21 protein-coding genes are annotated in these 26,751 nt (G+C 63.7%); 12 read left to right on the top strand and 9 right to left on the bottom strand.

The window, feature by feature from the left end; genetic code table 11:
• Positions 1–207: 207 nt before the first annotated feature.
• From PATSB16_RS14390 to PATSB16_RS14380, 3 genes are all read right to left on the bottom strand, one after another.
• Positions 208–1,470, bottom strand: a complete 1,263-nt coding sequence (locus PATSB16_RS14390) for an MFS transporter (RefSeq protein WP_206093705.1) — start codon at positions 1,468–1,470, stop codon at positions 208–210.
• Between the two features lie 357 nt (positions 1,471–1,827).
• Positions 1,828–3,345 (bottom strand): mannose-1-phosphate guanylyltransferase/mannose-6-phosphate isomerase, encoded by a 1,518-nt coding sequence (locus PATSB16_RS14385; protein ID WP_052892700.1) that lies wholly within the window; start codon positions 3,343–3,345, stop codon positions 1,828–1,830.
• On the bottom strand, positions 3,342–3,911 hold the full coding sequence (locus PATSB16_RS14380) for a GNAT family protein (protein ID WP_047214796.1): 570 nt from the start codon (positions 3,909–3,911) through the stop codon (positions 3,342–3,344). The genes PATSB16_RS14385 and PATSB16_RS14380 overlap by 4 nt, the downstream gene beginning before the upstream one ends.
• 281 nt (positions 3,912–4,192) lie before the next feature.
• Between PATSB16_RS14380 and PATSB16_RS14375 the strand changes: the two genes are divergently transcribed.
• From PATSB16_RS14375 to PATSB16_RS14355, 5 genes are all read left to right on the top strand, one after another.
• A complete protein-coding gene (locus PATSB16_RS14375) occupies positions 4,193–4,480 on the top strand; it encodes an acyl carrier protein (RefSeq protein ID WP_047214795.1) in 288 nt (95 codons plus the stop codon).
• 416 nt (positions 4,481–4,896) lie between these two features.
• The gene (locus PATSB16_RS14370) at positions 4,897–5,673 is read left to right on the top strand and encodes a Crp/Fnr family transcriptional regulator (protein ID WP_047214794.1); all 777 of its coding nucleotides are present in this window, start codon (positions 4,897–4,899) and stop codon (positions 5,671–5,673) included.
• Between the two features lie 64 nt (positions 5,674–5,737).
• On the top strand, positions 5,738–7,117 hold the full coding sequence (locus tag PATSB16_RS14365) for an undecaprenyl-phosphate glucose phosphotransferase (RefSeq protein WP_206093653.1): 1,380 nt from the start codon (positions 5,738–5,740) through the stop codon (positions 7,115–7,117).
• A gap of 61 nt (positions 7,118–7,178) precedes the next feature.
• Positions 7,179–8,369: a polysaccharide biosynthesis/export family protein gene (locus PATSB16_RS14360; RefSeq protein ID WP_047214793.1), complete on the top strand. Its 1,191-nt coding sequence runs from the start codon at positions 7,179–7,181 to the stop codon at positions 8,367–8,369.
• Positions 8,370–8,390: 21 nt separating this feature from the next.
• Positions 8,391–10,745, top strand: a complete 2,355-nt coding sequence (locus tag PATSB16_RS14355; protein WP_047214792.1) for a polysaccharide biosynthesis tyrosine autokinase — start codon at positions 8,391–8,393, stop codon at positions 10,743–10,745.
• A gap of 23 nt (positions 10,746–10,768) precedes the next feature.
• Here the strand turns inward: PATSB16_RS14355 and PATSB16_RS14350 are convergent, their stop codons facing one another.
• Positions 10,769–11,911: a glycosyltransferase family 4 protein gene (locus PATSB16_RS14350; protein ID WP_047214791.1), complete on the bottom strand. Its 1,143-nt coding sequence runs from the start codon at positions 11,909–11,911 to the stop codon at positions 10,769–10,771.
• Positions 11,912–11,950: 39 nt separating this feature from the next.
• On the bottom strand, positions 11,951–13,417 hold the full coding sequence (locus PATSB16_RS14345; RefSeq protein WP_047214790.1) for an oligosaccharide flippase family protein: 1,467 nt from the start codon (positions 13,415–13,417) through the stop codon (positions 11,951–11,953).
• A 229-nt stretch (positions 13,418–13,646) separates the two neighbouring features.
• Here PATSB16_RS14345 and PATSB16_RS14340 point away from each other — a divergent pair, with 229 nt between their 5' ends.
• The 6 genes from PATSB16_RS14340 to PATSB16_RS14315 all read left to right on the top strand — a co-directional run bounded on the left by PATSB16_RS14340 (position 13,647) and on the right by PATSB16_RS14315 (position 22,181).
• Entirely contained in the window at positions 13,647–14,951 is a 1,305-nt protein-coding gene (locus PATSB16_RS14340) for a hypothetical protein (protein WP_047214789.1), read from the top strand.
• Between the two features lie 103 nt (positions 14,952–15,054).
• Complete coding sequence (locus tag PATSB16_RS14335; RefSeq protein ID WP_237170236.1) at positions 15,055–16,593, top strand: glycoside hydrolase 5 family protein; 1,539 nt, start codon at positions 15,055–15,057, stop codon at positions 16,591–16,593.
• Between the two features lie 143 nt (positions 16,594–16,736).
• Positions 16,737–17,972 (top strand): glycosyltransferase family 4 protein, encoded by a 1,236-nt coding sequence (locus PATSB16_RS14330; protein ID WP_206093652.1) that lies wholly within the window; start codon positions 16,737–16,739, stop codon positions 17,970–17,972.
• On the top strand, positions 17,969–19,015 hold the full coding sequence (locus PATSB16_RS14325; protein ID WP_047214788.1) for an amino acid--[acyl-carrier-protein] ligase: 1,047 nt from the start codon (positions 17,969–17,971) through the stop codon (positions 19,013–19,015). Before PATSB16_RS14330 ends, PATSB16_RS14325 begins: the two co-directional genes overlap by 4 nt.
• A gap of 31 nt (positions 19,016–19,046) precedes the next feature.
• Entirely contained in the window at positions 19,047–20,864 is a 1,818-nt protein-coding gene (locus PATSB16_RS14320; RefSeq protein WP_052892698.1) for a serine aminopeptidase domain-containing protein, read from the top strand.
• Positions 20,865–20,921: 57 nt separating this feature from the next.
• The gene (locus PATSB16_RS14315) at positions 20,922–22,181 is read left to right on the top strand and encodes a glycosyltransferase family 4 protein (RefSeq protein WP_047214787.1); all 1,260 of its coding nucleotides are present in this window, start codon (positions 20,922–20,924) and stop codon (positions 22,179–22,181) included.
• Here the strand turns inward: PATSB16_RS14315 and PATSB16_RS14310 are convergent.
• The 4 genes from PATSB16_RS14310 to PATSB16_RS14295 form a co-directional block, all read right to left on the bottom strand.
• Positions 22,155–22,748, bottom strand: a complete 594-nt coding sequence (locus PATSB16_RS14310; RefSeq protein WP_047214786.1) for a phosphatase PAP2 family protein — start codon at positions 22,746–22,748, stop codon at positions 22,155–22,157. The two genes, PATSB16_RS14315 and PATSB16_RS14310, sit on opposite strands and share 27 nt — an antisense overlap.
• On the bottom strand, positions 22,745–23,956 hold the full coding sequence (locus PATSB16_RS14305; protein ID WP_047216601.1) for a glycosyltransferase family 4 protein: 1,212 nt from the start codon (positions 23,954–23,956) through the stop codon (positions 22,745–22,747). Before PATSB16_RS14305 ends, PATSB16_RS14310 begins: the two co-directional genes overlap by 4 nt.
• Before the next feature lie 50 nt (positions 23,957–24,006).
• Entirely contained in the window at positions 24,007–24,987 is a 981-nt protein-coding gene (locus PATSB16_RS14300; RefSeq protein ID WP_418303869.1) for an amino acid--[acyl-carrier-protein] ligase, read from the bottom strand.
• Between the two features lie 196 nt (positions 24,988–25,183).
• Positions 25,184–26,047 carry a LysR family transcriptional regulator gene (locus PATSB16_RS14295; protein WP_047214785.1) on the bottom strand — a complete coding sequence of 288 codons (864 nt, stop codon included), beginning with the start codon at positions 26,045–26,047 and terminating at the stop codon, positions 25,184–25,186.
• Between the two features lie 268 nt (positions 26,048–26,315).
• On the opposite strand from PATSB16_RS14295, the gene PATSB16_RS14290 reads away from it, so the two are divergent.
• Positions 26,316–26,519 (top strand): hypothetical protein, encoded by a 204-nt coding sequence (locus tag PATSB16_RS14290; protein ID WP_072628657.1) that lies wholly within the window; start codon positions 26,316–26,318, stop codon positions 26,517–26,519.
• The last annotated feature ends 232 nt before the right edge of the window (positions 26,520–26,751 follow it).

Below are 26,751 nucleotides of genomic sequence, written 5' to 3'. Positions count from 1 at the left end.
CTCGCGCTCGGGCCTGCGCTGGGGTGCATCGCGATGCACCCCAGCGCAGGCAACCACAGGCCTTCAAACTCGCCGGCGGCAAGCGATAGCGTGCTGAAAGCTTGCGTGTCCCGTGGCGCGCTTCAATTACCTTGCCCGACTCGTGCGGCGAGTCGGCATTGACCGGGTCTTCTGACTGAACTGAAGCCCCGGTTGTTGCATCGTGCGTCAATGCGTCGCCGGTGACGCCACAAACCTCGGCGTATCGGTTTCGCCCTGGCTGGCCGACTCGGTCATCTGCATTTGTGTGCCGCGCCGCTCCGGACCGAACATGATCAGCACGCTGATGACGATCGCGACGATGCCCGCGACCAACGCCATGGCATAACCGTAGTCGCCGCCGTGATTGGCCGCGATGCCGGCCTGCAGCGTTGCGTTGGCGCACGCGAGGAAGTTGCCCAGTTGGTAAATGAGCCCCGGGAAAGTCGCACGCACCTCGCCGGGCGAGAGTTCGTTCAAATGGGCTGGAATCACGCCCCACGCCCCCTGCACCGAAATCTGCATCAGGAATGCGCCGATGCCGAGTGCGAGGCTGCCGGTCGAGAACGCCCACAGCGGCAGCACCGGCAGCGCGAGCAGGGCGGCGATAGCGATTGCCTTGCGCCGGCCGATGCGCTCCGAGAGCGCGCCGAACACGATGCCGCCGATGATCGCGCCGATCGCCGAGGTCGCGGCCAGCAGCCCGACCATGTGCGCCGACAACTTGTGCTGGACCGTCAGGAAAGTCGGGTACATGTCCTGCGTGCCGTGGCTGAAGAAATTGAAGGCGGTCATCAGCACAATGCCATACAGCGCCAGCTTCCATTCGCGTGCGAACACCGCGACGATGCTTGGACGGGGTTTGCCGGCGCCGCGCTGCCAGGTCGGCGACTCGGGCACGTTGCGGCGGATGAAGAGCACTACCAGCGCGGGCGCGATGCCGATCACGAACATGCCGCGCCAGCCGATCGTGTCGTGCAGTAGGCCGAATACGCCGGAGGCCAGCAGATAGCCGGCCGGGTAGCCGGCTTGCAGGATGCCCGACATGATGCCGCGCGATTTTGCCGGAATCGACTCCATCGTGAGCGCCGATCCCACGCCCCATTCGCCGCCCATTGCCACACCGAACAGGCACCGAAGCACGAGCAGCATAGTGAGACTCGTGGCGAAGCCGGAGGCCAGGTCGAGCACGGAAAAAAGCAGAATATTGGCCATCAGCACCGGGCGCCGGCCAAAGCGATCGGCGAGCCGCCCGAAGATCAGGGCGCCTAGCGGGCGCAGCGCTAGTGTGAGCATGATCGCGATCGTCACACTTGTGATCTCGACGTCGAACGCCTTGGCAATGTCCTTCAGTACGAAAACCATCAGAAAGAAGTCGAACGCATCGAGCGTCCAACCGAGAAAACTGGCGAGCGCAACGCTCTTTTGCTGCTTGGTCCAGGCCATAACGATTGTCTCCTTTGTAACTTCGGTGGCAGGTTTGAATGTCGCCGTTGAAGTTAGCAAGAGTCGGGCCAGCAGCGCGGCGGCGCGCAAGCCCCATTGGCTGGGCATATCCTTTGATTGACATGAGGCGGTTGTGCGAGATTTCGCACAATCGGCGCCGCGCATGGCCGGAGAAAGTCACGAGCGGAACCGAGCATCGCGGCAAACGATCGTTTGGCGTAACCGCAGTCATCCGCCCGGATCTGAGTGATAAGAAGTGCGCTTATGCCAATGTATCGCCAGCGCCCCGAGCGCTCCTCTGACAGACGCGATTGTAGGCGTTGAGGCTTGCCCAGTGCTGGCCTGGCCCGGCGCTGCCGTTTCTCACGCGCGCCCGAACCGGTCCTCGAACCTGACGATGTCGTCCTCGCCGAGATAGGCGCCGGATTGGACTTCGATGATTTCAAGCGGCGTCTTGCCCGGGTTTTCCAGTCGATGCGTGGTACCCAACGGGATGAAGGTCGACTGGTTCTCGGTCAACAGAAACGATTTCTCGCCGCACGTCACCTTGGCGGTGCCGCGCACCACCACCCAGTGTTCGGCGCGGTGGTAGTGCATCTGCAGCGACAGGCTGGCGCCGGGGTTGACGATAATCCGTTTGACCTGAAAGCGCTCGCCGGTATCGACCGAGTCATAGCAACCCCAGGGGCGGTGCACCTTGCGATGGTCGCTGACCTCGGCACCGTGGTCGGATCTGAGGCGGCCGACCACCGCCTTGACTTGTTGCGCATACTGCTTGTCTGCCACCAGGACCGCATCGGCCGTCTCGATGACCACGACTCCGCGCAGTCCGATACAGGCGATCAGGCGGCCCTCCGAGTGGGCCAGACTGTCGGTGCTCTGCTCGAACACGACCTTGCCGCGCGCGACGTTGCCTTCGTGGTCCTTGGGCATGATTTCCCAGATGGCGTCCCATGAGCCAATGTCCGACCAGCCCGCATCGAGCGGCACAACGACACCGGGAAAGCGGGCGTCCTCGCCAAGCCGCTCCATCACCGCGTAATCGATCGAGTCGGCCGGACACTGATCGAATGCCGCCGCGTCGAGGCGGGAAAACGATGCATCGTTGGTGACGCCGCGATATGCGGCGGCACACGCTTCGAAGATGTCGGGCCGCAATGTCTTGATGGCGGCCAGCCACACGGAGGCGCGCATCACGAAAATTCCGCTGTTCCACCAATACTCTTCGGAGCGCAGGTATTGCTCAGCGAGTTCCCGGTGGGGCTTTTCAACGAAGCGATCGAGCACGTAGCCGCCTTCCCGGCCAAGTGCCATGCCGACGCGAATGTAGCCATAGCCGGTTTCCGCCCGATGCGGTATCACGCCCAGCGCCACGATGGCACCGTCCGCGGCATACGTGGCAGCCTTCGACAAAGCGAGTTGAAAAGCCGCGTTATCGGTAACCGCATGATCGGCCGGCATGACCGCCAGGATCGGATCCTGTTCGCCGCTGGCAGCGGCAAGAGCCGCAACGGTGAGTGCCGGGGCCGTATTGCGCGGATCGGGCTCGAGTACGATCCGTGCGGCGCGGCCGCCGCGCCGCAGCAGCTCGGCGCTCATGAAGCGATGATTCTCGCCACACACCAGGATCCATTCGTCGGCGACGTCGAACGCCCCGGAAAAGCCGTCCAGTCTATGTACGGTTTCTTCAAGAAGCGAGTCATTACTTAGCAATCCAACCATTTGCTTTGGATGATGTTCGCGAGATAGAGGCCAAAGACGGGTTCCCGATCCGCCGGCCAGCACAACCGGCTGAATGTGTCTGATGGAAGTCGGGGGCGCGTCGGGCAGGGCGGCTAGGGAGTCGGCTGAAGATGCTCGCGTGGCATGCGTGGTATTCATGATAGGGCTCCCAAAATGACGGCCACCTGCTCGGGCAATTCACCCGCGGCCGAGATAGCCCGTTGTTGAGACGACCCGCCGGCGATGGCGCGACGCCGCCGGCCGGCGGGGGTCGGCCGCCAGGCCATGGTCAGGAACGACATGCCATAGTCGAGAAATGGGCCGACTGCTTTTTTGAAACCGAACCGCTCGTAGAGGGTTGCCTGATCCGCCGGGACATTGAGGTAAATCGGCTGCTCGGGCCACCTGGTGCGAGCAGCCACTAGTGCGTGTGCGACCAGATGATCGCGCGTATCGTCATCGCGCCGATGCGATGCCGTGAGCAGACGGTCGATGGTGATTTCAGGGTCCTGCTCGTCGCCTGGCTGCAGCCGTGCGTAGGCCGCTACCTGGGGTGTGTCCTGTGCGGGTTCGAGAGCGACGACATGCAACGCACCCGGGTCCCGGTGATCGATGTCGAGATGAATGTGTGCGTATTCGACAACGAAAACTGCGCTGCGTACGCTCAGTATCGCGTACAGCTCAGGCGTGCTCAGTTGTGTGAACTCAGCATATTTCCAATCCATGTTTATTCTCGCATCGTCAAATTTGATGTTCCTCTCCAGCGATCGCGCGCAAGAAAATCGAAAATGCGTGCGTGCGGAAATGGGCGTCGAGGCGGTTCGAAGTTACGCCCTTAGCTGCAAAAGCTGTGTGCGCTAGCGCACGGTTGGCGTTTTTGACGCGACATACGATGCAAAAACCGAGTGGTTCCGCGGCCCTGCCGAAAGCCCGTCAACAGCAATCGCCGATGAGGTCGATGGGTGCAACGGGGTGCCGCGATCCTTCTATCTTCTGCGAGTGCGCCATGTGGGAAAAAGCCAATATCAATCGGACGCTACGAAGCATTCTGTCGGAGCGCGTTCATCTGGAAATACCTGTCGATCATATGCGTGACGAGGATGATCTCTACGCCGCCGGGCTGTCGTCGCTGGTGACCGTCCATATTCTGTTGGCCGTCGAGGACGAGTTTGGCATTGAGATCCCCGACGAGATGCTCACGCGGGAACTGTTCCAGAGCATCGCCAATCTGAGCCGAACCATCGCCGAGTTGGTACCGGTTGACGCGGTGGAGGGCGCCTCCGGTGTTGCGTGAGCGACATGAAAATTGTGTCGAGATGTTACATGCTCGATTTTCGAATCATATTAATGAAAGAGAGCCGCGCATATCTACCATGTGGACGAGCCATCGCGCCGTGCCTTGTTTCAATCTGAAACAATTCTCCGTGCGTCGATACAACGGGTAGCGATTTCCCGATTGGCCGGATCAAAAGCCGGTCATAGAATCGCAGGTAACCTCCAGAGTGACGCGTCCTCGATGAAACATTGACGCGGTTCCCGGTCGAAATGAGGCTTGCGCGATCGCTGAGATATTGCCTCAGCAGATCACTGTCCTTTTGTTCCTCTTAAGGCTGCCCTGGAGCGTGTAGCAACAAAGAAGGAACGGAAATAATTTTTATAAATAATCCGTTGTCCGGGGATTCTTATCTCAATGAACTCAAGAGGTAGATCATGCCGGATGCAAGAGGTGATCCGCAGTCGATTCATCAAAACGGCCTGCTCAGCGCGCTGCCATTGGACGAGTGGGCCGCGCTGGAGCCCAACCTGCGATTGGTGCGGCTCAAAGTGGGCCGCCTGCTCTCCGACGTCGGAGAGACATTCGATTCAGTGTATTTCCCTACCACGGCAATCGTTTCAATTCTCTACCTGCAGGAAGACGGCTTGACCATGGAAGTTGCCTCGGTCGGGTCCGAAGGCATGGTGGGCGTATCGGTGGTCGCTGGCGAGGGTGTGACGCTCGACCGGGCGGAAGTGCGTCACGCAGGTTATAGCTATGTACTCAACGCACGCCTGTTCAAGCGCGAATTCGAGCGTGGCGGCTATCTCCAGCATCTCATGTTGCTTTATTTCCAGGCTCGCATGGCGCAGGTTGCGCAAAGTGCGTTATGCAACAGACGGCACTCGATAAAAGAGCGACTCTGCAGCTGGCTTTTACTGACGCAGGATCGTCTGACATCGCCGGAAATCGATACGACGCAGGACATGATCGCCAACATGCTTGGCGTGCGTCGCGAGGGCGTGACCGCGGCTGTGAAAGTGCTGCAGGACGCCGGCCTGATCCAGGGGCGGCGTGGGCACATTTCGATACTCGATCGGCCGGGGCTGGAGCGACAGGCCTGCGAGTGCTACGGCATCATCAAGAGAGAGTTCGCGCGATTGCTGCCCGATAGCGCGCCCCCTCAGGTGATGCAATCGGGTCAGTTGCTGCAGCTGGTGCCGTCGCGTTGAGCGCGCCTGTTGGGCGAGGCGAACGCCAAGGCCGTGCTGGAGGCAGGATATCAGGAGATACGCGATGTCGATTTGGGGCATGACCGCACGTCTGACAGACATTTGCCTGGTCGTGTTGGGCGCGACGATCGCGCACATGTTGCGCTTTCACGGCGCGTTCGGTCTTGGCGATTTCGAGAAATCGATAACGGCCGTACACTGCGCGCTGCTGCTGGTGGTGTTTGCCAATGCTGGGGTGTATCGGTCATGGCGTGGGCAGCGGCTCGCGCGACTGGCCTGGCGAGTGCTTAGCGCCTGGCTCCTGGTGACATTGGTCGGCGTTGTGTTTCTGTTCACGCTGCATCGCGCCGAGAGCATTTCACGCTTGTGGCTCGGTCTGGCAACGCTCATCTCGGCGTGCCTGCTGGTAGCGTCCCGGATTCTTGCGCACCTCGCGCTGCAGCGGCTCAGGCGTGTCGGCATCAATCACAAAGCCGTGGCAATCGTCGGACCGGAGAGTCACAGCCGCAGCATCATCGAGCACATGGGCGCGGCCGGAGAGGCCGGCTTCACGCCGCTGTGCGTGTTCGACGAAAATGCCGCCTCGGGCGCCAGCGTGGCCGGCGTTGCAGTGATGACGCGCTTCGACGATCTCGCCAGACTGGTGCGCCAGCGCAAAATCGCGGAAATCTGGCTGGCATTGCCGTTGTCCGAGGAGCACACCATCCAGCGTTTCATGCGGGAGTTCCGGCACGACTTCGTCGACCTGCGCTTCCTGCCCGACGTGCGCAGCGTCTCTCTTTTCAACCATGCCCTGACCGACATTCTGGGCATGCCCGCCATCAATGTCGCAGCCAGTCCGGTTCCGGAATTCCGGCTATGGCCGAAGCTCGTGTTCGATCGTCTGTTTGCCGCGTTTGTTCTTATCCCGATGCTGCCGCTGTTTTGCGTGATTGCGATCCTGGTCAAGCTCTCGTCGCCCGGGCCGGTGTTGTTCAGGCAAAAGCGCAAAGGCGTCGACGGGCAGCTATTCGATATCTTGAAGTTCCGCACCATGAAAATCCATGGCGGCTCACCGGGGCGCGTGATCCAGGCCAGCCGCAACGATCCGCGCGTTACGCCGCTGGGGGCATTCCTGCGGCGCACCAGCCTGGACGAGCTGCCGCAATTCATCAACGTGCTGATGGGGCAAATGTCGGTGGTCGGTCCGCGCCCGCATGCCGTCGAGCACGACGATTTGTACAAAGACCTGGTCGACGGCTACATGTACCGCTACCGAATCAAGCCCGGCATTACCGGTTGGGCGCAAGTCAACGGCTATCGGGGCGAGACCAGGACCGTCGGGAAGATGGAAGCGCGGGTGAAATTCGATCTGTTCTATTTGCAGAACTGGTCGTTCTGGTTCGACATCAAGATCATTGTGCTGACCATGATGAAGGGCTTTGTCGGGAAGAATGCTTTCTGATGCCATGCCCGCCCACTGGTTCGATCTTGATGAGCGCCTCGCGCCGCCGTGAACGGAGACGATGATGACGATCAAAACAACGCTATTCTCATTGAGCCTGATCGCCGCGCTTTCAGGTTGCGCGCTGGCGCCCGGCCCGCACCTGGATGCCTCGCGCATGCGGGATAACCTGAACGAGCCCACCGGCCACACCGCGTATAAAGTCCATCTGATTACCCCGGCGGTCATCCTGGCGCAAGCCAAAGCCGCGGCGGCCGACGGACCAGCGAGTCCGACCCCGGCCGGCGAGCCGCACCCGGCTTTGCAGGAGTACCGCATCGGCCCGATGGATATCGTCGGCGTGACGATCTGGGGGCATCCGGAACTCAGCGCGAGCGATGGAGCATTGCCGCAGCAACGCACACCAACGAATGCCGCCACGGGCGATCAGACGAGCGGAACCATAACCGGCCTGTCCGGCGCGGGCGGCAATGGCGTGGGCACGGTGCGCGAGCGAGTGGCCGCCGACGGCACGATATTCTTTCCCACGCTGGGCCGCGTCGCCGTTGGCGGCAAGACGCCGGCCAACGCCGCGAGGCTGCTGACAAGCATGCTGAGCGATCACCTGAAGAATCCGCAGGTCGACGTCTCGATACTGCAGTATCGCAGCCAGCGAGTCGAAGTCACTGGCGACATCAAACGTCCCGGCACATTGCCGATCACCGACAGCCCGCTGAGCGTGGTCGACGCGATCGCCCGCACCGGCGGCGCGCTGCCCGATGCCGATTTGCAGCGCGTGCGCGTCACGCGCGGCAACAAGGTCTTCGTGCTCGACGTCAATGCTGTGATGCGCCATGGCGATGCATCGCAAAACATGACGTTGCGCAGCGGCGATATCGTCGACGTACCCAACCACAACGACAGCCGCGTGTTCGTGATCGGCGAAATCAGCAAGCCTTCGGTGCTGTTCATGAACAACGGACATATGGCGCTGGCCGATGCACTGGCCAGGGCCGGCAGCATCAATCCGACGTCGGCCCAGCCCCGGCAGGTCCTGGTGATTCGGCGTACCCCGAAAGATCCGACCCAACCGGAAATCTTCCGGCTGGACATGACGCAGGTCGACGCGCTGTTGTTGTCCACCGAGTTCTCGCTCAAGCCACTGGACGTGGTGTACGTCGGCACGGCCCCGCTGGTCTCGCTCAACCGTCTGCTCAACCAGGTGCTGCCGTCGGTCGAATCGCTCTACCTGATCAGCACCGTGCACCCCTGACGGGATGAAAGGAAAGCCAATATGAGTGTGCGAAATATCGAATGGGGCGCGGTCCCCCTGCGCCGCGGCAGCGGTGCGGTCACGCCGCGCGAAGCGCTGCGGCTCGTCGCCGACAAGGCTCGGGTCGTGCTGTTGATTACCGCCATCCTGGTTGCTTTCAGCGCACTCTACGCGTTCCTGGCGCAGCCGATCTATTCGGCCAACGCGCTATTGCGGGTGAGCCCGCCAAATGCCAATGAGCTGGGTATCGGTAACCGGCAAAAGCAAATGACACTGCCGGAAAATCCCGATACGGCCACGGAAATCCAGCTCGTCAAGAGTCGCGAGATATTGCTGCCCGCAATCAAGCGATTCCACCTCGATATTCATGTCGCGGCCCAGCGCCTGCCCCTCATCGGCAGCATCGCCGAGAAATTCGCCAAGGACGGGCACCCGGCCGCCCCATGGTTCGGGTTGGAAAATTACGCGTGGGGTGGCGAGGCGGTGAGCATCGGACAACTTCACGTGCCGCCCGAGCTACAAAACAAGCCGCTGGAACTGCGCGTGCTGCCGGGGCGGCGCTTCGGCCTCTATGATCCGGCCGGCACATTGCTGGTCACGGGCGAGGTCGGCGTGCCGGCGCAGGGCGCCGGCGTCACCGTGCTGGTGAATCGCCTGAGCGCACGTGCGCACACACGATTTACCGTGACACGCTATGACGACATCACCGCGGTGAATCTCATGCTGCGTCATCTGCAGGTCGTCGAGGAGGGGAAAAACACGGGCGTAGTCAAGGTTTCCTACGAGAACAGCAACCCCGTGCTGGCCATGCAGGTAACCAACGCGGTGGTGCAGGGCTATCTTGCCGCGAACGCCGCGAGCCACCAGGAAGAGGCCAATAAAATGCTCACCTTCGTGCAGGGCGAGCTGCCTCGCCTGCGCGCCGAGCTCGACGACGCCGAGCGCAAGCTTAGCCAGTACCGGACGCACGCGGGAACCATGGAGCCGGATCGGGAGAGTCAATCCTATTTGCGCGGCGGTATCGATTTCGATCGGCAAATCGCCGCGCTCAAGCTGCAGCGCACACAATTGCTGTCGCGTTTCACGGCCAACAGTCCCGAGGTGCGCAACATCGACCAGCAGCTCGCCGAACTCGAGGGCTACAAACACTCGTTTACCGCCCGTTTCGACAACCTGCCGGCCTCGCAGCGACGGCTTGCCGAGTTGACCCGCAATGAAAAAGTCGCCTCCGAGATCTATGTGGCGATGGTCAACCGGGCGCAGGAACTGTCGGTCACGCGCGCCAGCAATTTCGGCAACGTGCGGATTGTCGACACCGCCTTGGTACCGCAAAAGCCGATCCGGCCGCGACGTGCATTGATCGTCGCCGTCGCGACCCTGCTCGGCTTGCTGCTTGGCGCCCTGTATGTGTTGCTGCGGCGGCAGCTTTCGTCGCGCATCGATGACCCGCTGCTGGTCGAGCAACGTCTGCGCTTACCGGTGTTCGGCACTATCGCTTTCAGTAATCAGCAAAGCCGGCTTGCCGGCGCCGCGCAGGGGCAGTTGCTCGCCGCGCACGATGAGCGGCCTGGAGACCTCGAGCCGCGCCTGCGGCCCGCACTCGCCATTCCCCCTCCGGCCCAGGCGTCCGCGCGCTCGCGCGCGCTCGAGCCGGCCGAGCCAGGCAGCGGCGAAGAAATCCGCGCGCCGCGTGGTGTGATGGCGGTCAATCGTCCGCACGACGTGACTGTCGAAGCGTTGCGCAGCGTGCGCACCGCTCTGCAGTCAGGGGCTGCCAGCGCAACCAACAACATTCTGGTGGTGAGCGCGCCGACGCCGGAGACCGGCAAGAGTTTCGTCGCGGCCAATCTGGCGGTGCTGGAGGCCGAGACAGGCAAGCGCGTGTTGCTGATCGACGGCGACATGCGCCGCGGGCGCCTGGCGACGCATTTCGGACATCCCGATGCGCCGGGGTTATCGGAGTTGTTGATGGGGCGCGCGGAAATTGCCCAGGTGATTCAATCCGCCGGGGTCGGTGGCATGTCGTTCCTGGCGGCCGGACGCACGCCGGGGCACCCGGCCGAGCTGCTCTCGACGCGCCATATGGAAGGGCTGCTGAAGATGTTCAGCGAACGGTTCGATTTGGTCGTGATCGATACGCCGCCGGTATTGGCGGTGGCCGACGCCCCGATTCTGGCGCGGCACGCCGGCACCACGGTGCTGGTGCTGCGGCCGAACGCGCAGACCGAACGCGAGATCGAGGACAGCGTGATTTGGCTGGGCCGGGCAGGGGCGCGGGTGGCCGGGACGATCTTCAATGCGATGCCGCCGCGGCGCGGCGAGAAGCGTAGCTACGTCTATGCCTACGCGAGCGCGCCGGATTCGGCCGGGTACTGAGCAGGGCGCGGGCGGGTGCGAGACTATCGACCGCGGTCCAGTGTTCTGTTTGTCTCGTCAATCGGATTGGCGGCGCGGCGCGCCAGAGCCTCCAGATAAATCTGGTGGTATTCGTTGTAGACGTGATCGACGCCGAGTGCGTCCAGGTTCTCGCGGGCCCGCATTTGCCAGTGTTTGCGCCATTGTTCGTCGCGCAGTAGCGCGACGATTGCCTCGGCCAGTGAGGCCGGGTCGGACGGCGGCACCATCTGGCCCGCCGCGCCGTGCGCGAGGGTCTCCGGAATGCCGCCCACCGCGGTGGCGACGATCGCGCATCCGGCCACACGGGCTTCCATGATCGCCAGCGACGACGACTCGCTGTGCGAGGGCAGCACGAACACGTCGGCTTGCCGGAAATAGGGCGCCGGATCCTTCACGTAGCCGATGAAATGCGCCGCCTGCGTCAGGCCCAGCCGACGGGAGAGCGCCTCCAGCGCGGCGCGGTCCGGTCCTTCGCCGACCAGATACAGGTGGGCGTGCGGCTGCTGCTCGCGCACGATATGGAAGGCGCTCAGCAGATCGTGAATACCTTTGCGTTTATACAGACCCGAGACCGTGACGACGCTCGGGCGCTCGATGCTGGGCGCGGGCGGCGCGGCGCTCGCGCGTTCGCTCTCGCCGCCTGGTTCGTCATGCAGGAAGCGCGGCGCGCCGATGATGCCGTTACGCACCACGCTCATGCGCTCGGCCGCAATGCCGCGCCGGATCATCGCCTGCGCAACCGCCTCGCTTACCGCGACCACCTGATCGCCGACCCTCATCAGGTCGGATGCTCGCTGGAATTCGTTGTGCACGGTGGTAATCAGGGTGTAGGGCGCACGGGCGCGCGCCATCCAGGCCAGCAGCGCGCCGGTCATCATGTGGGCGTGAACGATATCGGGCTGAAACCGGTCGGCAATGCCGCGAAATTGCCGCAGCATGGCCGGCACGCGCCAGGGGTGCTTGGTCTGCACCAGCGTGAGGTGCTGCACGCCGTAACGGGTCAGCAACGGCTCGAAACTGCCGCCCGAGGAGGCCACCGCGACCTGGTGGCCGGCCTGAGCCTGCAGGCAGGCCAGATCGACCATCACGTTGACGATGCCGTTACCGATTTTTTGCGAGTGATTGGCAAGATGCAATATCTTCATGGATCAATGAATTCGTCGACACGGTACAACGGAGCCCGCTCATGGGTTCTTGCGCAGATTGAGCCGGATGAATAGGGTCTGTGCCATGATGCGCAGACTGGCCAGCCGATAGAACGACAACCCCACGTTGGCTGCGAGTATCACCAAGCCGGCAGCGCCAAGCAGCGCGGGGCTATCCAACGCATCGGCCAGCAACACGCTGGCGACCAGGAACGTGAAGTGCGTCAGCATCGGCGGCACCAGACGACGCGCGCCCATGTGCGACAGACGCAGCAGGATGCAGTAATCGATCAACCCTCGGATGACCACCACGATACTCGCGCCGGTGATGCCGAAATTCGACGTGGCGAACCACAGGAGCGCGCCAAAGAACGGCAGTTCGATCAGGCCAAGATGGGCCAGCGTCGCCGGATTCTTCTGCGCCTGGATCAGCACGCGCAACACATTCGATTGGCCGGATACCCAGATCGCGACGATCAGGATGCGCCCGACCGGCGAGGAAACGATCGACAGGTCATGGCCGATCCACAGGCTCAGGAAGGGCCCGATGGCAAAAATGCAGACGATAGCCAGGGGCGTGAACAGCGTGGTCAGAAATGTCAGCGAGGTGCGTACGATCTGGTCGGCGTGCTCGCGTTCGCAGGCCACCAGGCGAGGGAACAAGGTCCGCGTAAGCGATAGCGCCACGAGGTTCAGGCGTGTCACCAGCTTTTGCGGCACCGTGTAATACGTCACGAAGCGGGCGCCAAGTGTCATCCCCAGCATGACCGTGTCGAGTGTGTCGCCGATCATCGCGATACCCGTGGTCAGCATGATCCAGCCGCCGTAGCCGAACAGCGCGCGGTTCGTCCTGAATACCGGAGGCAGCACTTGTCGAATGTGCAATATGCGCAAGGATGCGATGCCCAACGCCACGACCGTGCCCAGCCGCACCAGCGCGATGGAGGCGATAACGACCGGCAGGTGCGCGCCCAGCACCCAGATTGCGCCCAGCGGCAATAATTGTTCGATGAACGTGCCGATCGTCTGATTCATATTGAGCACGGCAAAGCGCTGCGCGCCGGAGATCGCGCCGGCGAAAACCGCGCCGACATTGGCCACCGGGATCGAGCCCGCGAGCCAGGGAAGCGAATCGATCAGTTCGCCCCGCAATGGCGGCTGCACGGTTGAAAAATGAGTGACGTAGAGCAGGCCGGCGAAATACATGATCACCGCGCCGGCGATTCCGGTCACCAGATTCGCCCAGCAGGCGCTCCAGAACACGCCTTCGATCGGCGTGTCGCTGGTGCCCAGGTGGATTCTGCAAACGCGGTTTTCCGTCGCGATACCCATGCCGAGATCGAGCATGCCGAAATAGGCGACGAACACCCCGGTCAGGGCCACGAAGCCGTAACGGTCGACGCCGAGCAGGTGGATATAGAGCGGGACCGTGACCAGGGAGACGAATGTCGGCAGGATCTGGCCGGTGAAGTTGATCGCGAAATTCCTGAAAATAGCCTTGTCCATCGTGTCTTCGGTCTCCGCAGAGGGGGCGCGTCAATGCGCGCGGCAAGGCAAACCCGCGTTTGGCGCGAACGGCCCCAAATTGCAGTGCCCATGTTAGTAGCTCCGAATCGAGGCCTGTGTGCGCGAGCGCACACAGGGACGAACAAAACGGCGGTACTGTGCTTGCCAAAGAGGTGCCCGGCACACCGTCCGGGCCGGTCCTGTTTCGTCCAACGCAGCGGATACCCGAATGAAACGCACCGTCGATCGTTACTTCTTCCTGTGGGCGTTGCTCGCGCCGGTGACTTCGGTTTTGATTTTGCCGACCGTGCAGGGCACCGTGCCGGCGTTCATGATGTGCTTCCTCTCGCTTTTCGTGGTGAGCGTCGCGGGAGGGCAGGAGCGACCAAGATATTTCGGCTTGCTTTGCATGTGCGTGCTGATCTGGCTGTTGTTTTTTGCGTTGAGCCAATTCGCCGACTTGCTGGTGAACTACGTCGTATCGTTCCACGACGTGGTTCTCAATCGCGTCACGGATCACTCGTTCGTGATGCGCTCGAGCCTGTTCACGCAATCGTTGTATCTGGCCGCGGTCATGCTGTTCGGTGTCTTCGTATTCGTCTATTACGACGAGCGATGGGATCGTGTGCTGATTGCCGGCGGGGTGTTGATGGCGCTGTTCGGCCTCTATGAATTCGTGTTCTTCAGCATCGTCGGTCACACGGGCGACTTCCTGACCAACCGGGGTTTTGGCACCGCCCTGGGAAAGGAAGCGGTGGCGCGGCTCGACAGCCAGCGTATCGTGCTGGCCGGCCATACGTTCGAGCGCCTGAGGAGCCTGACGGGCGAACCCTCGATGTACGCTTTTTCGATCTTTCCCTATTGGATTTATGCGCGCGCGGCAAGCCGCTCGCGCTGGCCCTCGCTGCTCATCGGCATCTCGCTGATTCTCACGGCGTCGACTACTGCCGCGGTCGGCCTGATCTGCGCGCTGGCCGTGCGCGCATTGCGCATGCGAGTCGACGTTCTGAAATGCCTGCTTGCCGTGTTGGCGATGCTGGTGCTGGCCTACCTGTTTCGGCACACTCTGCTGGCGTTCTACCAGCACGGCATTCTCGATAAGATCGAGGGAAAGAACGCATCCGGGCACGAGCGCTTCGGGTACTTTCTCGGCAGCGTGAAATTCTGGCTGTCGCTGCCGCTGCTCAATCAGTTTGTGGGTATCGGATTCGGCTATGTCAGATCGACCGACATGGCCTCGACGCTGCTCGTCAATAACGGCATTCTCGGTGTGCTGCTGTTCTCCTTCATCTTCCTGTATCCGGTGTTCCGGCTCGACTGGTCGGAGAAATCGATGGCGTTGCGCCAATGCCTGGTTTCGGTCTACGTGATGATGATGGTCTCGGTGCCTGAATTCTCTTATCTTGCGCCGTGGGCTTTCGTGGCGCTGGCCTACCATCGCCTGAACCACGGCACTCGAGCGGCCAGTCCCTATGCCGTGGACTCGGCAGACGCCGGTGCCGCACTGCCGCTCACGAGCGGCTATGGGGCGTGAGATGCGGCGTCGCCGCCCGAGGGTGTGCGCGGTTCTCGCCCGTCTCGGCGTTGCTGCGGCGTTAGCATGCCACGGGGGCGCTGCGCCCGGCGCCGAGCCCGGCGTGAGCCTGAGCGTGCGCGATCCGGCGACATCGCTGCTCGCGCCCGGCGCGGGCCCGCGCACGCTGCATTTTGCCGTGGTCCCGGCGCCGGCTGCCGGCGCGCGATTGGCGGTGAGCCTGCACGAATATCTGGCCAGCGGCGCACCCGACCCGGCAACGCTCGCCACGATACAGGTGCCGCTGGGCGGAGCGAACGAGGCCACCGTGCACCTGCAACTGCCGAGTATCGGGTTCTATTTGCTCGATGCGCGATTGCTCGCAGCGAATGGCCGCGTCATCGCGCAGCGTCGCGTCAATCTCGCGGCGATTCCGCCGCGCAGCGCGCTGGGGCCGCCCGATTTCGGGGTCGGCGCAACCTTTGATCACGGGCCCTACGCACCGCACGTGCTGCTGTCGATTATCAGGAATGCGGGCTTTTCCTGGATTCGCGGCGAGTTGCCCTGGGCCGAAATCGAGAGGCGCCCGGGTGTTTTCAGCTTTCCGTCGCAATTCGGCAGCGCGCTCGATCTGGCCTCGCGCATGGGCATCAAGAGCCTGGTGTTGCTCGATTACGGCAATGCGCATGCATATCCGTCCCTGTTCAAGACCGACAACGCGTTTCCGCTGACGTCCGCGGCCCGGCAAAAGTTTGTGCAATATGTCGCCGCCGTGGTCAAGCGATACGGCGGCCAAGTCAACGAATGGGAGATATGGAACGAGCCGCATTTCAAGGAGATTGGCTACCACGCCTACGTGGCGTTGCTCGAGGACGTCTATCCGGTCATCAAGCGCCTCGCGCCGAGCTCCGGTGTCGTCTCTTGTGGCGGCGACTGGGGCGGCAACCCAATCGATGCATGTATCGATGCCATCCTCAAGGCCGGCGCGCTCGACGATCAGGACGGCTTCAGCATTCACCCCTACATGTTCCCGGCCGCGCCGGAGGTCGGCTACGCCGGGGTCGGCGTCCCGGTCACGCCCGTCAATATCACCACCGTGTGGCCGTATCTCGGGCGCCTGATCGCTGACAACCCAAAATCGAACGGCCGGCCGCTGCAACTCTGGGTATCTGAAATTGGCTGGCCCAGCGCGCCGCGATCGCCCGGGCAAAACACCGTGACACAGGCGGCCTATTTGCTCAGAACCTATTTGCTGTCGCGGCGTTACGCGGTGGCCCGGGGCGTGTTCTGGTACGACCTGATCGACAACGGCACGGACCCCGACGACAAGGAAAGCAATTTCGGCCTGTTGCGCGCCGATCTGTCGCCCAAGCCCGCGTTTGCCGCCGCCGCGGTGCTGGCCGCCACGCTGGAGCGCCGTGCGTGGCGTGCGGCGCTTATCGATACGCCGCAAACCAAAGTTTTCGAATACGGCCGGCGTGACCCGGTGATCGCCGGATGGACCGTTGGGGGCGAGCGCGTGGTGCATTTGACGCTGCCGGCCGGCACTTATGTGCAGCGGGACTGGGATGGCAGGCAGCGACGCGTGGCCGCGAGCAACGGACAGATCGACTGGAAGCTGGGCCCGCTGCCGCGCTATTTGCTGCCGGCAACCACGCCTTGAAGCGGGAATGCGTGATGCTCGAAACCGTTGGGAGCACCAAGAGTTGTTGCCGATCTGCACGCAATGTGCGATATGCAACAGACAGCGCGGCGAGATCGGCAAAAACTGACGCAACGATCCTGCACTGAAGGAGTGATGTCGAAATGAATCGTCCGCTGCGGCGCTCAACTTCGCCCTCTGCCCGCGCCGGCCAAGGCGGCGCGGCCTGTTCCGCGCAGCCCGAGGGCGCGGAGATGCAACAAGACTCGGGCGCGGGCGATCTCGTGATCAACGGGAAATTCACGTCGCAGCGCATCACCGGAGTGCAGCGCGTAGCGCGCGAGCTGACGGCGGCCCTTCAGCAATTGCTGGGCGCCGATGCGCGGCTGCCAGTGATCGTGCCGCGTGACGCGTTGCCGCAGCGCGCGCGCCTGCGCGACGAGACCGCTTCACCGTCACGGCTTACCGGCCTGCTCTGGGAGCAGTTTGCGCTGCCGCTCGAGACGCGCGGCAGCATGCTGGTCAGCCTGTGCAACATGGGCCCGCTTTTCAAGCGCCGGCAAATCGTGATGATTCACGACGCCGCTGTATACGACGTCGCCCAGAACTATTCCTGGAAATTTCGCTGGTGGTACCGCCTGGCTTTTCGCGTGATGAAGCACCGCGCGGCGCATTTCGTGACCGTATCCGCATTCTCCAAGCGGCGCATCGTCGCCCATCTGGGAATCGACGAGGCCCGTATTTCCATCGTGCACAACGGTGCCGATCACCTTGACCGAATCGACGCCGACCCCGATATTCTCGCGCGCCTGGGACTGCGCGAAGACGCATACGGACTGATTGTCGGCAGCCTGTCGGCCGCCAAGAATCTCACGCGCGTGCTGGCTGCGCTAAAGCGGATGGAGGGGCGCCTGGACGCTCGGTTTGTGATCGTCGGCGGCGGCAACGCGCGCATCTTCGGCGAGGCGATCGTCGGCGCCGCGGAGCTGCCCGGCAATGTGCTGATGGCCGGCGCCGTGACGGATGGCGAACTCAAGGCACTGTATCAAGGCGCCGCATGTTTCATATTTCCTTCGCTATACGAAGGATTCGGCTTGCCGCCGCTCGAAGCCATGCGTTGCGGTTGTCCGGTGATCGCTTCGCGCGAGGCTTCCTTGCCGGAAGTCTGCGGCGACGCGGCACTGTATTGCGACGCTTATTCGGTCGAGGATATCGCCGACAAGATTACCCGCATGATGGCCGAGCCCGCGCTGCGCGAGCGCTTTCGCGCGCGTGGCCTGGCTCGCGCCAAGGAGTTCGGCTGGGCCGCGGCGGCGCGCGAGTTGCTGGCCATAGCGCAGCGTGTGGCGGGTCGCGGCAGGCACGGGGGTGGAAGAGACTATTTCGAGGTGACACAATGACCGACGGCTATCAGGGAGCTGTGACTGAAACGAAGAGTGCAAAAGGCGCGCGCCGGCCAGCGGCGCGCGCATCTGCCGGCGGGCAGAGCTATCTGGAGAGCCTGCTCGACCAGGGCCTGCTGATCGACACCGGCCTCGAGGGGGTCTATGGCCGCAGCGAGGCATTCGAGGAGGTGGTCGATAGCGTCAGCGCGCTGATCGGTATGTGGGGTCTGTCGCACCAGGCCGAATTGCTGCGCTTTCCGCCGGCCATGGGCCGCGCGACGCTGGAACAAAGCGGTTACCTGGCCAATTTCCCGCAACTGGCGGGCGCGGTCTACAGTTTTTGCGGCGGCGAGGCCGAGCACCAGCGGCTGCTGCGCTGTCTCGACGGCGGCACCGATGCCGGCGGCCAAGCGTGGGACGGCTCGCAGCGCCCGACTCGGCTCGCGATGACCCCGGTGGCATGCTACCCGGTGTATCCGGTGATGGCCAGGCGCGGGCCGCTGCCGCCCGAGGGGCGCACCCTCGATATCTTTTCCTACTGCTTCCGTCACGAACCGTCACTGGCCCCAGAGCGGATGCAGCTTTTCCGCCAGCGCGAGTTCGTCCGCATGGACAAGCCTGCCGGGGTCGTGGCATTTAGGCAGGAGTGGATGGCGCACGCCCTCGATATGTTTGCCGCGCTGGGTCTGCCGGCCGAAATCGCGGTCGCTCACGACCCGTTTTTCGGGCGGGCAGGGCGGGTCATGGCCGACAGCCAGCGCAACCAGCAACTCAAGTTCGAATTGCTGGTGCCGGGCGTCAATCCGGAGCGGCCCATCGCTTGCGGCAGCTTCAACTACCACATGGACCGCTTCAGCAGCATCTGGGGAATTCTCGACGCCGACGGGCAGATCGCGCACACCGGTTGCTGCGGCTTCGGCCTGGAGCGAGTCGCGCTGTCGCTGTTCAAGTGGCACGGTTTCGAGATCCGACGCTGGCCGGCACCGGTGCGCAGAACGCTCAGGAATGCGCGGCGCCGGCGCGGCGCGTCGGCCCTGAACGAGCGCGCCGGCGTATGAGCGGCGCGCACGGCACGAGGAGCGGCTGGCCATGACCACAATGAGCCCCACGGTATTCGACGGACGTTTCGGCTGGCTCCATCCGGCGCCGGGCGCTTGCGGCGTGGTGATCTGCAATCCCTTCGGCCACGAGGCAATGTGGCTGCATCGCAGTCTGCGGCAACTGGCGCAGCGGCTTGCGGAGCAGGGAATGCCGACGCTTCGGTTTGATTATGCCGGCTGTGGCGACTCCGCCCCAGGCGAGGCAGACGCTATTTCAGGAGGCACGGCTGACATCGCCGCGGCCGCGCAACACCTGCGTGAGCTTGCCGGCGTGACGCGAGTCGTCTTGCTTGGCGTACGCATGGGGGCGACGCTCGCGGCGCTGGCCGCGGTGCAAGTCGGCGCCGATGCGCTTGTCATGCTCGAGCCGGTCGTGTCCGGCAAGACCTATTGGCGCGAGCAGACCGTCCTGCGCCGCACGGCGGCCGCGCCGACGGCGAGTCCCAGCGATGCTGCCAGCGTTGCCGAAGGGCAGTGTCAGGTGCTCGGGTATGACGTCGATGCCGCGACTATCGAAAAATTGCGCTTGCTCGACTTGCGCGCGGCCACTCCGCACCCGGCGCCGAAAGTCCTGATTCTGGCCACCACCGGCAATGCCGCCGTCGATGTGCTGGCGCAAAGCTATCGCGCTTGCGGCGCCAGCGTCGAGACGCACGGATTTGCCGAGTTCCACGCGATGCTCCAACCGGCGTGGCTCTCGCGCGCGCCGCGCGAGGCTTTCGAGACCGTGCTGTGCTGGCTCGGGAGCCAGCCGCCGCACGTGATCCTGCCCAGCCTGAGCCCGGACGCCGGAGCGCACTCGGCGCCGGTCATCGAGCTCGATGGCGCGCGCGAGCGTCCGGTCATGTTCGATACGCGCGGCCTGTTCGGCATGCTGTGCGAGCCGGATGCCGATCCGGCGCGAGGACTGGCGATTCTGCTGCCCAACACGGGCTGCACTCCGCATCCAGGTGAATCGCGCTTCGCGGTGCGCTTCGCGCGTCGCATGGCGAGCGTGGGCGTCGCAACCCTGCGCATCGACGTGAGCGGGCTGGGCGAGAGCCAGGCCGCGGGCCGATGGGACGAGGCCCCGCTGCCGTTGGCAGGCGCTTGCGCCGATACCGCGCGGGCAGCGGCCTGGCTGGCCGCGCGCGGCTACCGGCGCGTGCTCGTTCTGGGGGTTTGCACCGGAGCCTATCTCGCGCTGCGCGCGGCCGCGGGCGAGCCCGCGATAGCGGGCGTGATACTGGTCAATCTGCCGCGCTTCGCATTTGCGGCGGACTGCACGATTCAGGACGTGGGCCTGGCCAGGCAAGGGTCCACGCGTAGACACCTGAAGTCGATGCTCGAGCTGCGCAAGTGGCGCGAGGTCGTGCGCGGTCAGGCGAGCCTCGCACCGGTGATTGCCACCATGCTGCGGTATGCCGCGCGCCGGTGCGCCAGCCTGCTAGGCGCACCGTTGCTTGTCAGGCGGCAAGGCGGCGCGGCGGGCTTGTTGCGCGACCTGGATGCGCGCGGCGTTCACACGCGGTTGCTATACAGCCCGGATGACGTCGGGCTGGACGATTTCAGATTGAATTTCGGCGCCGGCGGCCGCCGCCTGAAGCGCTTTGCGCACGCCCGCGCGCGGGTCGTCGACGAGCTCGATCACGAGCTGGCCAATCGCGCGTCGCAGGCGATCGTGACCGAATACTGCGAGGGCCTGCTGCGTGAATTCTTTGACGTCGGCGAGGCCCGCATGGCGGACGAGACAACGCAGCCGACGCCACCTCAGCGCGCCGGCACTCTCCTGGCCGGGGCCGAGTGTGGCTCCGCGAGGTACGGATAGGCGCGGGAATTCACCCTTGCGCGAGCAACCACGACGGACAGAAAAACGGCGGCCCTCATGCACGTGCTTATCGCAAACACGCTTTACTACCCCGATGTCGTCGGCGGCTCGGAGGTCTCGACACAGATCCTCGCCGAAGGGTTGGTTGCCGCCGGCGTCAACGTCAGCGTCGTGTGTGTCACGGAAACCGGCGAAGATCGCATGTGCCGTATCAATGGTGTGAATGTGCATTATCTGCGCCTGGCCAATCTGTATTGGCCTTATACGACGCGGCGGCGCATGCTGTTCATGAAGGCGATCTGGCACGCCTTCGACGTGCAGAACGTTTTCATGGCGCGGCGCTTGCAGAAGATCGTCGAGCGGGAAAAGCCGGATATCGTCAGCACCAGCAATCTGTCCTGTCTGTCGCTGGGCATCTGGGGTATTGCCCGGCGCGCGGGGCTGCCTATCGTGCATACCATTCGGGACTATTACCTGATGTGCCCGGCGGCCCTGATGTTTTCCAAGGGCAAGTCGTGCCGCAAGCAGTGCAGCACGTGCGCGCTATATGCGGCGCCCAGAAAGATCAAATCGAGCCAGGTCGATGTGGTGATCGGCGTGAGCGATTTCATTCTGCAGCAGCATATGACGCGCGGATTCTTTCCGCGCGCCTCGGCCGCGCATGTCATCAATGACTGCTATTTGCCGCCGCATCCTGCCGAGATGCGGCTGCCGCCGCCGCGCCTGCCGGGCTTCGGCGCGCACGACGCAAAAGTGGCCCGCATTGGCGTGCTCGGGCGCGTCTCGCCGGAGAAGGGTATCGAGATCGTCGCGCAGCAACTGTTGGCGCAACGCACGCTGCCGCAATGGCGCTTATATATCGCCGGGACGGGTGCGCCGGCCTACGTCGACAAATTGCGCCGCAAGTATGCCGACCCGCGCATCGAGTTCATGGGGCGCGTGGATCCCCGGGCGTTCTTCGCCGGCATCGACGTGCTGGTGGTTCCCTCGATTTGGCGCGAACCCTTCGGGCGCGTCACGGTCGAGGCCTACGCGCAGGGCGTGCCGGTGGTCGGCGCCAATAGCGGCGCCATCCCGAGCGTGATCGAGCCGGAATCGGCGCTGGTGTTCGATATCGAGCGGCCGTCGACCTTGATCGGCAAGCTCGATGCTGCGCTCGCGCTGCGCGCGATACCCGGCTTTCGCGAGCGGCTGATGAGTCACGCGCAGGCATTTCGTCCGGATCGGATGGTCGACGCCTATCTCGAGATCTACCAGAAGGTGCTCGCTGCCGCGCCGCTTGCCGCGCCGCTAGAGGGTTTGGGACAACAGATGTGAGAGCGCGGGGGCCGACTCGACGATCCAATTCTGGATCGGCGCGACGTGCCCGTAGCACACCAGCGCCAGCATCAGCGACAGCGAGACGAATAACGCCGGGGCGACTGGGGGCTCTTCGGCGTAGCGCGCGAGCGCGGCGAGCACCGCGGCGCTCACCAGCGAACCCAATAGCCAGCCGGCGACGACTTCCGAGGTCGAATGCACACCGATCATGACCCGCGAGACGCCGATCGCCAGGGCCAGCAAAAAGCCGCCGGCCGCCCCGGTGACGGCGCCCCACCGGCCCAGCGTGCGCAATGTCATGCAACCCAGTAACGGATACACCGCGGTAGAGAGCATGGTGTGGCCGCTGACCACCGTGAAGTGCCATTGGCGAATTTGAATGTGCCAACCCGCATAGGCGAATTTCGTCGCGCCGACCAGCAGCGAAGCAAGTGCGAGAAAAATCGCCCACACCAGGACGATGCGCCGGCGATGCGAGGCGGCTAGCCAGAGCAGGACCAGGCACGCCAGCGGCAGGGTCATGAACGGATCACCGAGATTGGTCAGTCTGTCCCAGAATCTCATGGCGCGAGGTCGTAAGGTTGATCGGACATGGCGGCGGCTTGCGCGATGGGCTCGCGCTTGGCGGCCTGGGGCGTGACGAGCATGTCGGACTCGCCAACGAAGCGGCGCCATTGCAGATCGACGAACGACGCGAATTCCGCGGCAAAGCGCGCCGACGAAAAGCGTTCGGCATTGGCGCGGCAGTGCTCCGGCGTAAACAACTCGGCCGTGCTCTCGAATCGGTCGATCGCATCGAGCAACGACGCCACTGTTTGTTCGCCGAAAAACAGCCCGGTCGGACAGGGGTGGCGTCGGTCGAGCACCGTCTCGAGGGCTCCGCCCTTGCCGTAGGCGATGACCGGCGTGCCGCAGGCTTGCGCCTCGAGCACCGAAATGCCGAAATCCTCTTCCGCGGCGAACACGAATGCGCGGGCTCGTTGCAGGTAGCGATGCAGAACGTCGAACGGCTGGTGGCCGAGCAGCGCCACATTGCGCCCGGCGTGCGCGGCGATCTTGCGCATCTCGGGGCCGTCGCCGATGACCACGAGCCGCCGCTGCGGGGTGCGCGAGAAGGCCTCGACGATCAGATCGATACGCTTGTACGGGACCATGCGCGAGGCGGTGACATAGAAATCCTCCTTGCGCTGTCGCAGTTGCAGCGATTCGATGGCCACCGGCGGCGCAATCACCGTCGAGCTGCGCCGGTACACCTTGCGGATGCGGCGCGCGACGAAGCGCGAGTTGGCAATCAGGTGGTCGACCCCATTGGCCGAGCGGGCGTCCCAGTTGCGGATGTAGTGCAGGAGTGCGCGCGCGCCGGCCGATTTGAGACCGGCACTCAGGCCCGCCTCGCGCAGATACTGATGCTGCAGGTCCCATGCATAGCGGATCGGCGAATGCACGTAGGCGATATGCAACTGATCGGGCCCGGTCAGCACGCCCTTGGCGACCGCGTGCGAGCTCGAGATGACCAGGTCGTAGCCGGACAGGTCGAACTGCTCGATGGCCAGCGGCATCAACGGAAGATAGGCACGATAGCGGGTGCGGGCCGCCGGCAGCCTCTGAATGAACGAGGTATGCACGGATTTGTCGCGCACGCATGTTCTGTCTTCGAGAAAGTCCACCAGGCTGAAGACGTCGGCTTGGGGAAAGCAGGCGAGAATCTGCTCCAGCACGCGTTCGGCCCCGCCGTAGACGACCAGCCAGTCGTGAACCACGGCGACTTTCAGCCTGTGCAGCGGCGTGATTCGCTCCTGGGCGCCGGGCGCGGACATGCTGCTCAACGTGTCCATAGCGCGTCCCGAACCGCTTGCGGCCATGCATCGATGTCCAGGCCATGGTGCCAGAGGAGTGCCAGTGCGATGCGCTCCATGCCGAAGCCCACGCATCCCGAATGCGCGCGCGCATTGTCTTGCAGCCGCAAATCCCAGCGTTGACTGAAGAAGTCCCGGTGCAGATTGAAGCTCAGGCAGGCCACGGCGTCGGCTGGGTCGCCAAATGGAATGCGCAGCTCGAACTTCAACGCTTCTGCGTATTGGTTCTGGGCGGCGATTTTCCCGGCGCGGCCGAAGAATGGATCGCTGGCCAGCGCAATCTCGTTCGGCAGGCCCAGGCTGTCGATCATGCGCTTGCCCCGCTCCACCCATAGCTGACGAAATTCCGCGGCCTGCGACGGCGTGCCGATGCGCACGTATTCGCGGATGCGGAACAGCTGCATGCGAGTGGGCTCGGGCGACGGCTCATGACGAAAGCAGTACGAATAAACGTCGAAGACCTTGCCCGCCGGCGGCAGCGGGCCGCGCCTGGCGCTCAGCGGATAGACCGGATAGCAGGCGGCGGGCGCCATCGCCAGGCCTGCCGGCCGCTGCAGATGCGACCAGTCGTGGCCATCGGCGATGCATTGCAGGGCACGCCGATGCTCCTTTTCTCCACCGCAAAAGCAGTGAATCGTGCCGCTGAGGTCCGGGCAACTGTTGAAGTATTCGCTGGTCTCGAAATCGGCCTGCGAGAGCACAGGCGGAAAACGCAGCACTTCCGCGCCGAGGTCCTGTCCGGCGGCGGTGATCATGGCGTCCAGACCATCGACGACGGCCTCGAAGCGTTGGCTGCGACCGTATAGGCCGTCGATACCGGTTTCGGTGAGCAACCCGGCCTCCACCAGCCGCCGCCGATAACCGGCATTCGAACCGGCGACTTCGCGGATGGCGTCTGCCTGGGCGGGCGCTGCCACGTTGCATTGCGGATCTAGCGATATGTCCACGGCGTTTGCCTCATTGGTGTTCACCCGGCGAGGTGGGAAGCATCAGCGTGGCGCAGGACGATGCGCGAGTCCGTGCGGTGTCGCACATTGGCGTTGCATTGCCGCACCGCTTCGGCCGGCGGATGACGGCGACCGACGCCGTCCCCGGTACGCTGAGACACGTTCGTTGCGCTGCGTGTCGAATCGTTTTGGGTAACTAAGTCAGGTAATCCCAGCGTTGCGACCAATCGGCGTCCTCCGCGACGATCTGGCGGAGAATGCGCAGGGCGGCATCGACGGCCGTGCCCGCCGCGGTAGGCAGGTAAATGAGGTAGATGGGATACGAGAATTCCGGTGCATCCCTGACGCGTTCCATCACGCCCCGGTCGAGATAGAGACTCACCACGCGCGTTCGAAAATACCCCGAGCCGCCGAACTGGAGAATGTACTGCAGCGCCAATGGCCCGAGGTTGAAGTACAGCGGGCCGCGAGCGTGCTCGGGCAGCGCGGCATCGTGCTGGCGGCGGAACTCCGGGCCCCAGTCGACATAGACGTAGGGCGAGGGGCTGTGTACCGCGCAGATCTGAATCAGTTTTTCTTCCAGCACCTGCTCGACCTGAATGCCTGGGGCGTACTCGGGCTCGTACACCAGGGCGGCATCCAGCGCGCCGCTTCGCACTTTTTGCTGCAGCGCAGAGCCATCGCCCAATTCGGCGCGAATGCCGTAATTCGTCATGTCGCGCCGCATGCGCGCGGCCCAATGCAGTACCAGGGGCGTCGCGAGACTGGCCTCGGCGCCGAAGGTAAACACGTCGTCATGTCCACTCGGCAACGGAAGATTGCGACGCGCCGCCTCCCAGGTTTGCACGAGCTGGCCGGCGTACCCAAGAAATTTCTCACCGTCGGCGGTCAGTTTCGCGCCTGCCTTGTTGCGCTCGAAAAGACGGCAGCCCAGCTGCGACTCGAGATTCTTGATACGGGCGGTGACGGCGGTCTGGGTGATGTGCAGTTGGGTGGCAGCGGCCACCAGACTGCCGCTTTTGACCACCTGCAAGAACGTGCGCGCGAGTTCAACGTCCATCAGTGCCCCAAGCAAAAGTCGCCCCAGGCAAAACAGCTGCCCGGCAAGTATCGGTTAAATGCAATTATTTTGATAATAATTAACAATAAGTTTAACTTGTTGCTCGCGCAGTGCAATGCTTAAATGAATTAGCGTAGCGTGGGGTGTACGGCCCCATGCCGCCATGCCGTCGCGCGATACCGCGCGTCGTCGGATTGCCCCGGCAGCCCGACGACGCCGGGTCGATATGCGCAGATCGGCGCAAACCCATGTATGCAACGAGTTTCAAATGAGCATCGCACAACTGATTGAGAACGCCCTGATGTTGCTGGCAGCCGGCGCCGCCGCCACATTTTTGCTGGGCATCAGCCTTTCAGAAGACACGGTTCGGCGCGGTGCCGAACATGGCCGATTCGGCGGCATGCCGCTCGGTGAGCGTAACGGCGCACGCCGCCCGCGGCCCGATCGCGCATCGCGCAAGCCTACCCTCTAGGCAACCGCTCGAATCCGACCCACCGGCGCGTGCCGCGCGCCGCTTTCCTGACCGCAGTCACACACAGGCGCTTGCCGTATTCCTCAGCCACGGCTATGGGGTTGCGCGAGCATGACCGGCTCGCTGCGGGGCCGATCGCGCGTCAGCCGTTGCGTTCTCTGCGACGCGGGAGACCAAGGGTATGATGGCGTACGCCGCCGTGGCGCCAACGTGAGGCGCACATGCCGGCTGT

This window comes from Pandoraea thiooxydans (assembly GCF_001931675.1).
GTDB lineage: Bacteria > Pseudomonadota > Gammaproteobacteria > Burkholderiales > Burkholderiaceae > Pandoraea > Pandoraea thiooxydans.
This window is presented reverse-complemented; position numbering and strand designations above follow the sequence as displayed.

What these genes read in the sequence shown, in the direction of transcription:
- PATSB16_RS14315 (WP_047214787.1), top strand. Translation starts at nt 20,922, where the DNA reads ATGCACGTGCTTATCGCAAACACGCTTTACTACCCCGATGTCGTCGGC.
- PATSB16_RS14345 (WP_047214790.1), bottom strand. Translation starts at nt 13,417, where the DNA reads ATGGACAAGGCTATTTTCAGGAATTTCGCGATCAACTTCACCGGCCAG.
- PATSB16_RS14375 (WP_047214795.1), top strand. Translation starts at nt 4,193, where the DNA reads ATGTGGGAAAAAGCCAATATCAATCGGACGCTACGAAGCATTCTGTCG.
- PATSB16_RS14370 (WP_047214794.1), top strand. Translation starts at nt 4,897, where the DNA reads ATGCCGGATGCAAGAGGTGATCCGCAGTCGATTCATCAAAACGGCCTG.
- PATSB16_RS14385 (WP_052892700.1), bottom strand. Translation starts at nt 3,345, where the DNA reads ATGAATACCACGCATGCCACGCGAGCATCTTCAGCCGACTCCCTAGCC.
- PATSB16_RS14340 (WP_047214789.1), top strand. Translation starts at nt 13,647, where the DNA reads ATGAAACGCACCGTCGATCGTTACTTCTTCCTGTGGGCGTTGCTCGCG.
- PATSB16_RS14290 (WP_072628657.1), top strand. Translation starts at nt 26,316, where the DNA reads ATGAGCATCGCACAACTGATTGAGAACGCCCTGATGTTGCTGGCAGCC.
- PATSB16_RS14350 (WP_047214791.1), bottom strand. Translation starts at nt 11,911, where the DNA reads ATGAAGATATTGCATCTTGCCAATCACTCGCAAAAAATCGGTAACGGC.
- PATSB16_RS14295 (WP_047214785.1), bottom strand. Translation starts at nt 26,047, where the DNA reads ATGGACGTTGAACTCGCGCGCACGTTCTTGCAGGTGGTCAAAAGCGGC.
- PATSB16_RS14330 (WP_206093652.1), top strand. Translation starts at nt 16,737, where the DNA reads ATGAATCGTCCGCTGCGGCGCTCAACTTCGCCCTCTGCCCGCGCCGGC.
- PATSB16_RS14380 (WP_047214796.1), bottom strand. Translation starts at nt 3,911, where the DNA reads ATGGATTGGAAATATGCTGAGTTCACACAACTGAGCACGCCTGAGCTG.
- PATSB16_RS14360 (WP_047214793.1), top strand. Translation starts at nt 7,179, where the DNA reads ATGATGACGATCAAAACAACGCTATTCTCATTGAGCCTGATCGCCGCG.
- PATSB16_RS14320 (WP_052892698.1), top strand. Translation starts at nt 19,047, where the DNA reads ATGACCACAATGAGCCCCACGGTATTCGACGGACGTTTCGGCTGGCTC.
- PATSB16_RS14355 (WP_047214792.1), top strand. Translation starts at nt 8,391, where the DNA reads ATGAGTGTGCGAAATATCGAATGGGGCGCGGTCCCCCTGCGCCGCGGC.
- PATSB16_RS14325 (WP_047214788.1), top strand. Translation starts at nt 17,969, where the DNA reads ATGACCGACGGCTATCAGGGAGCTGTGACTGAAACGAAGAGTGCAAAA.
- PATSB16_RS14310 (WP_047214786.1), bottom strand. Translation starts at nt 22,748, where the DNA reads ATGAGATTCTGGGACAGACTGACCAATCTCGGTGATCCGTTCATGACC.
- PATSB16_RS14365 (WP_206093653.1), top strand. Translation starts at nt 5,738, where the DNA reads ATGTCGATTTGGGGCATGACCGCACGTCTGACAGACATTTGCCTGGTC.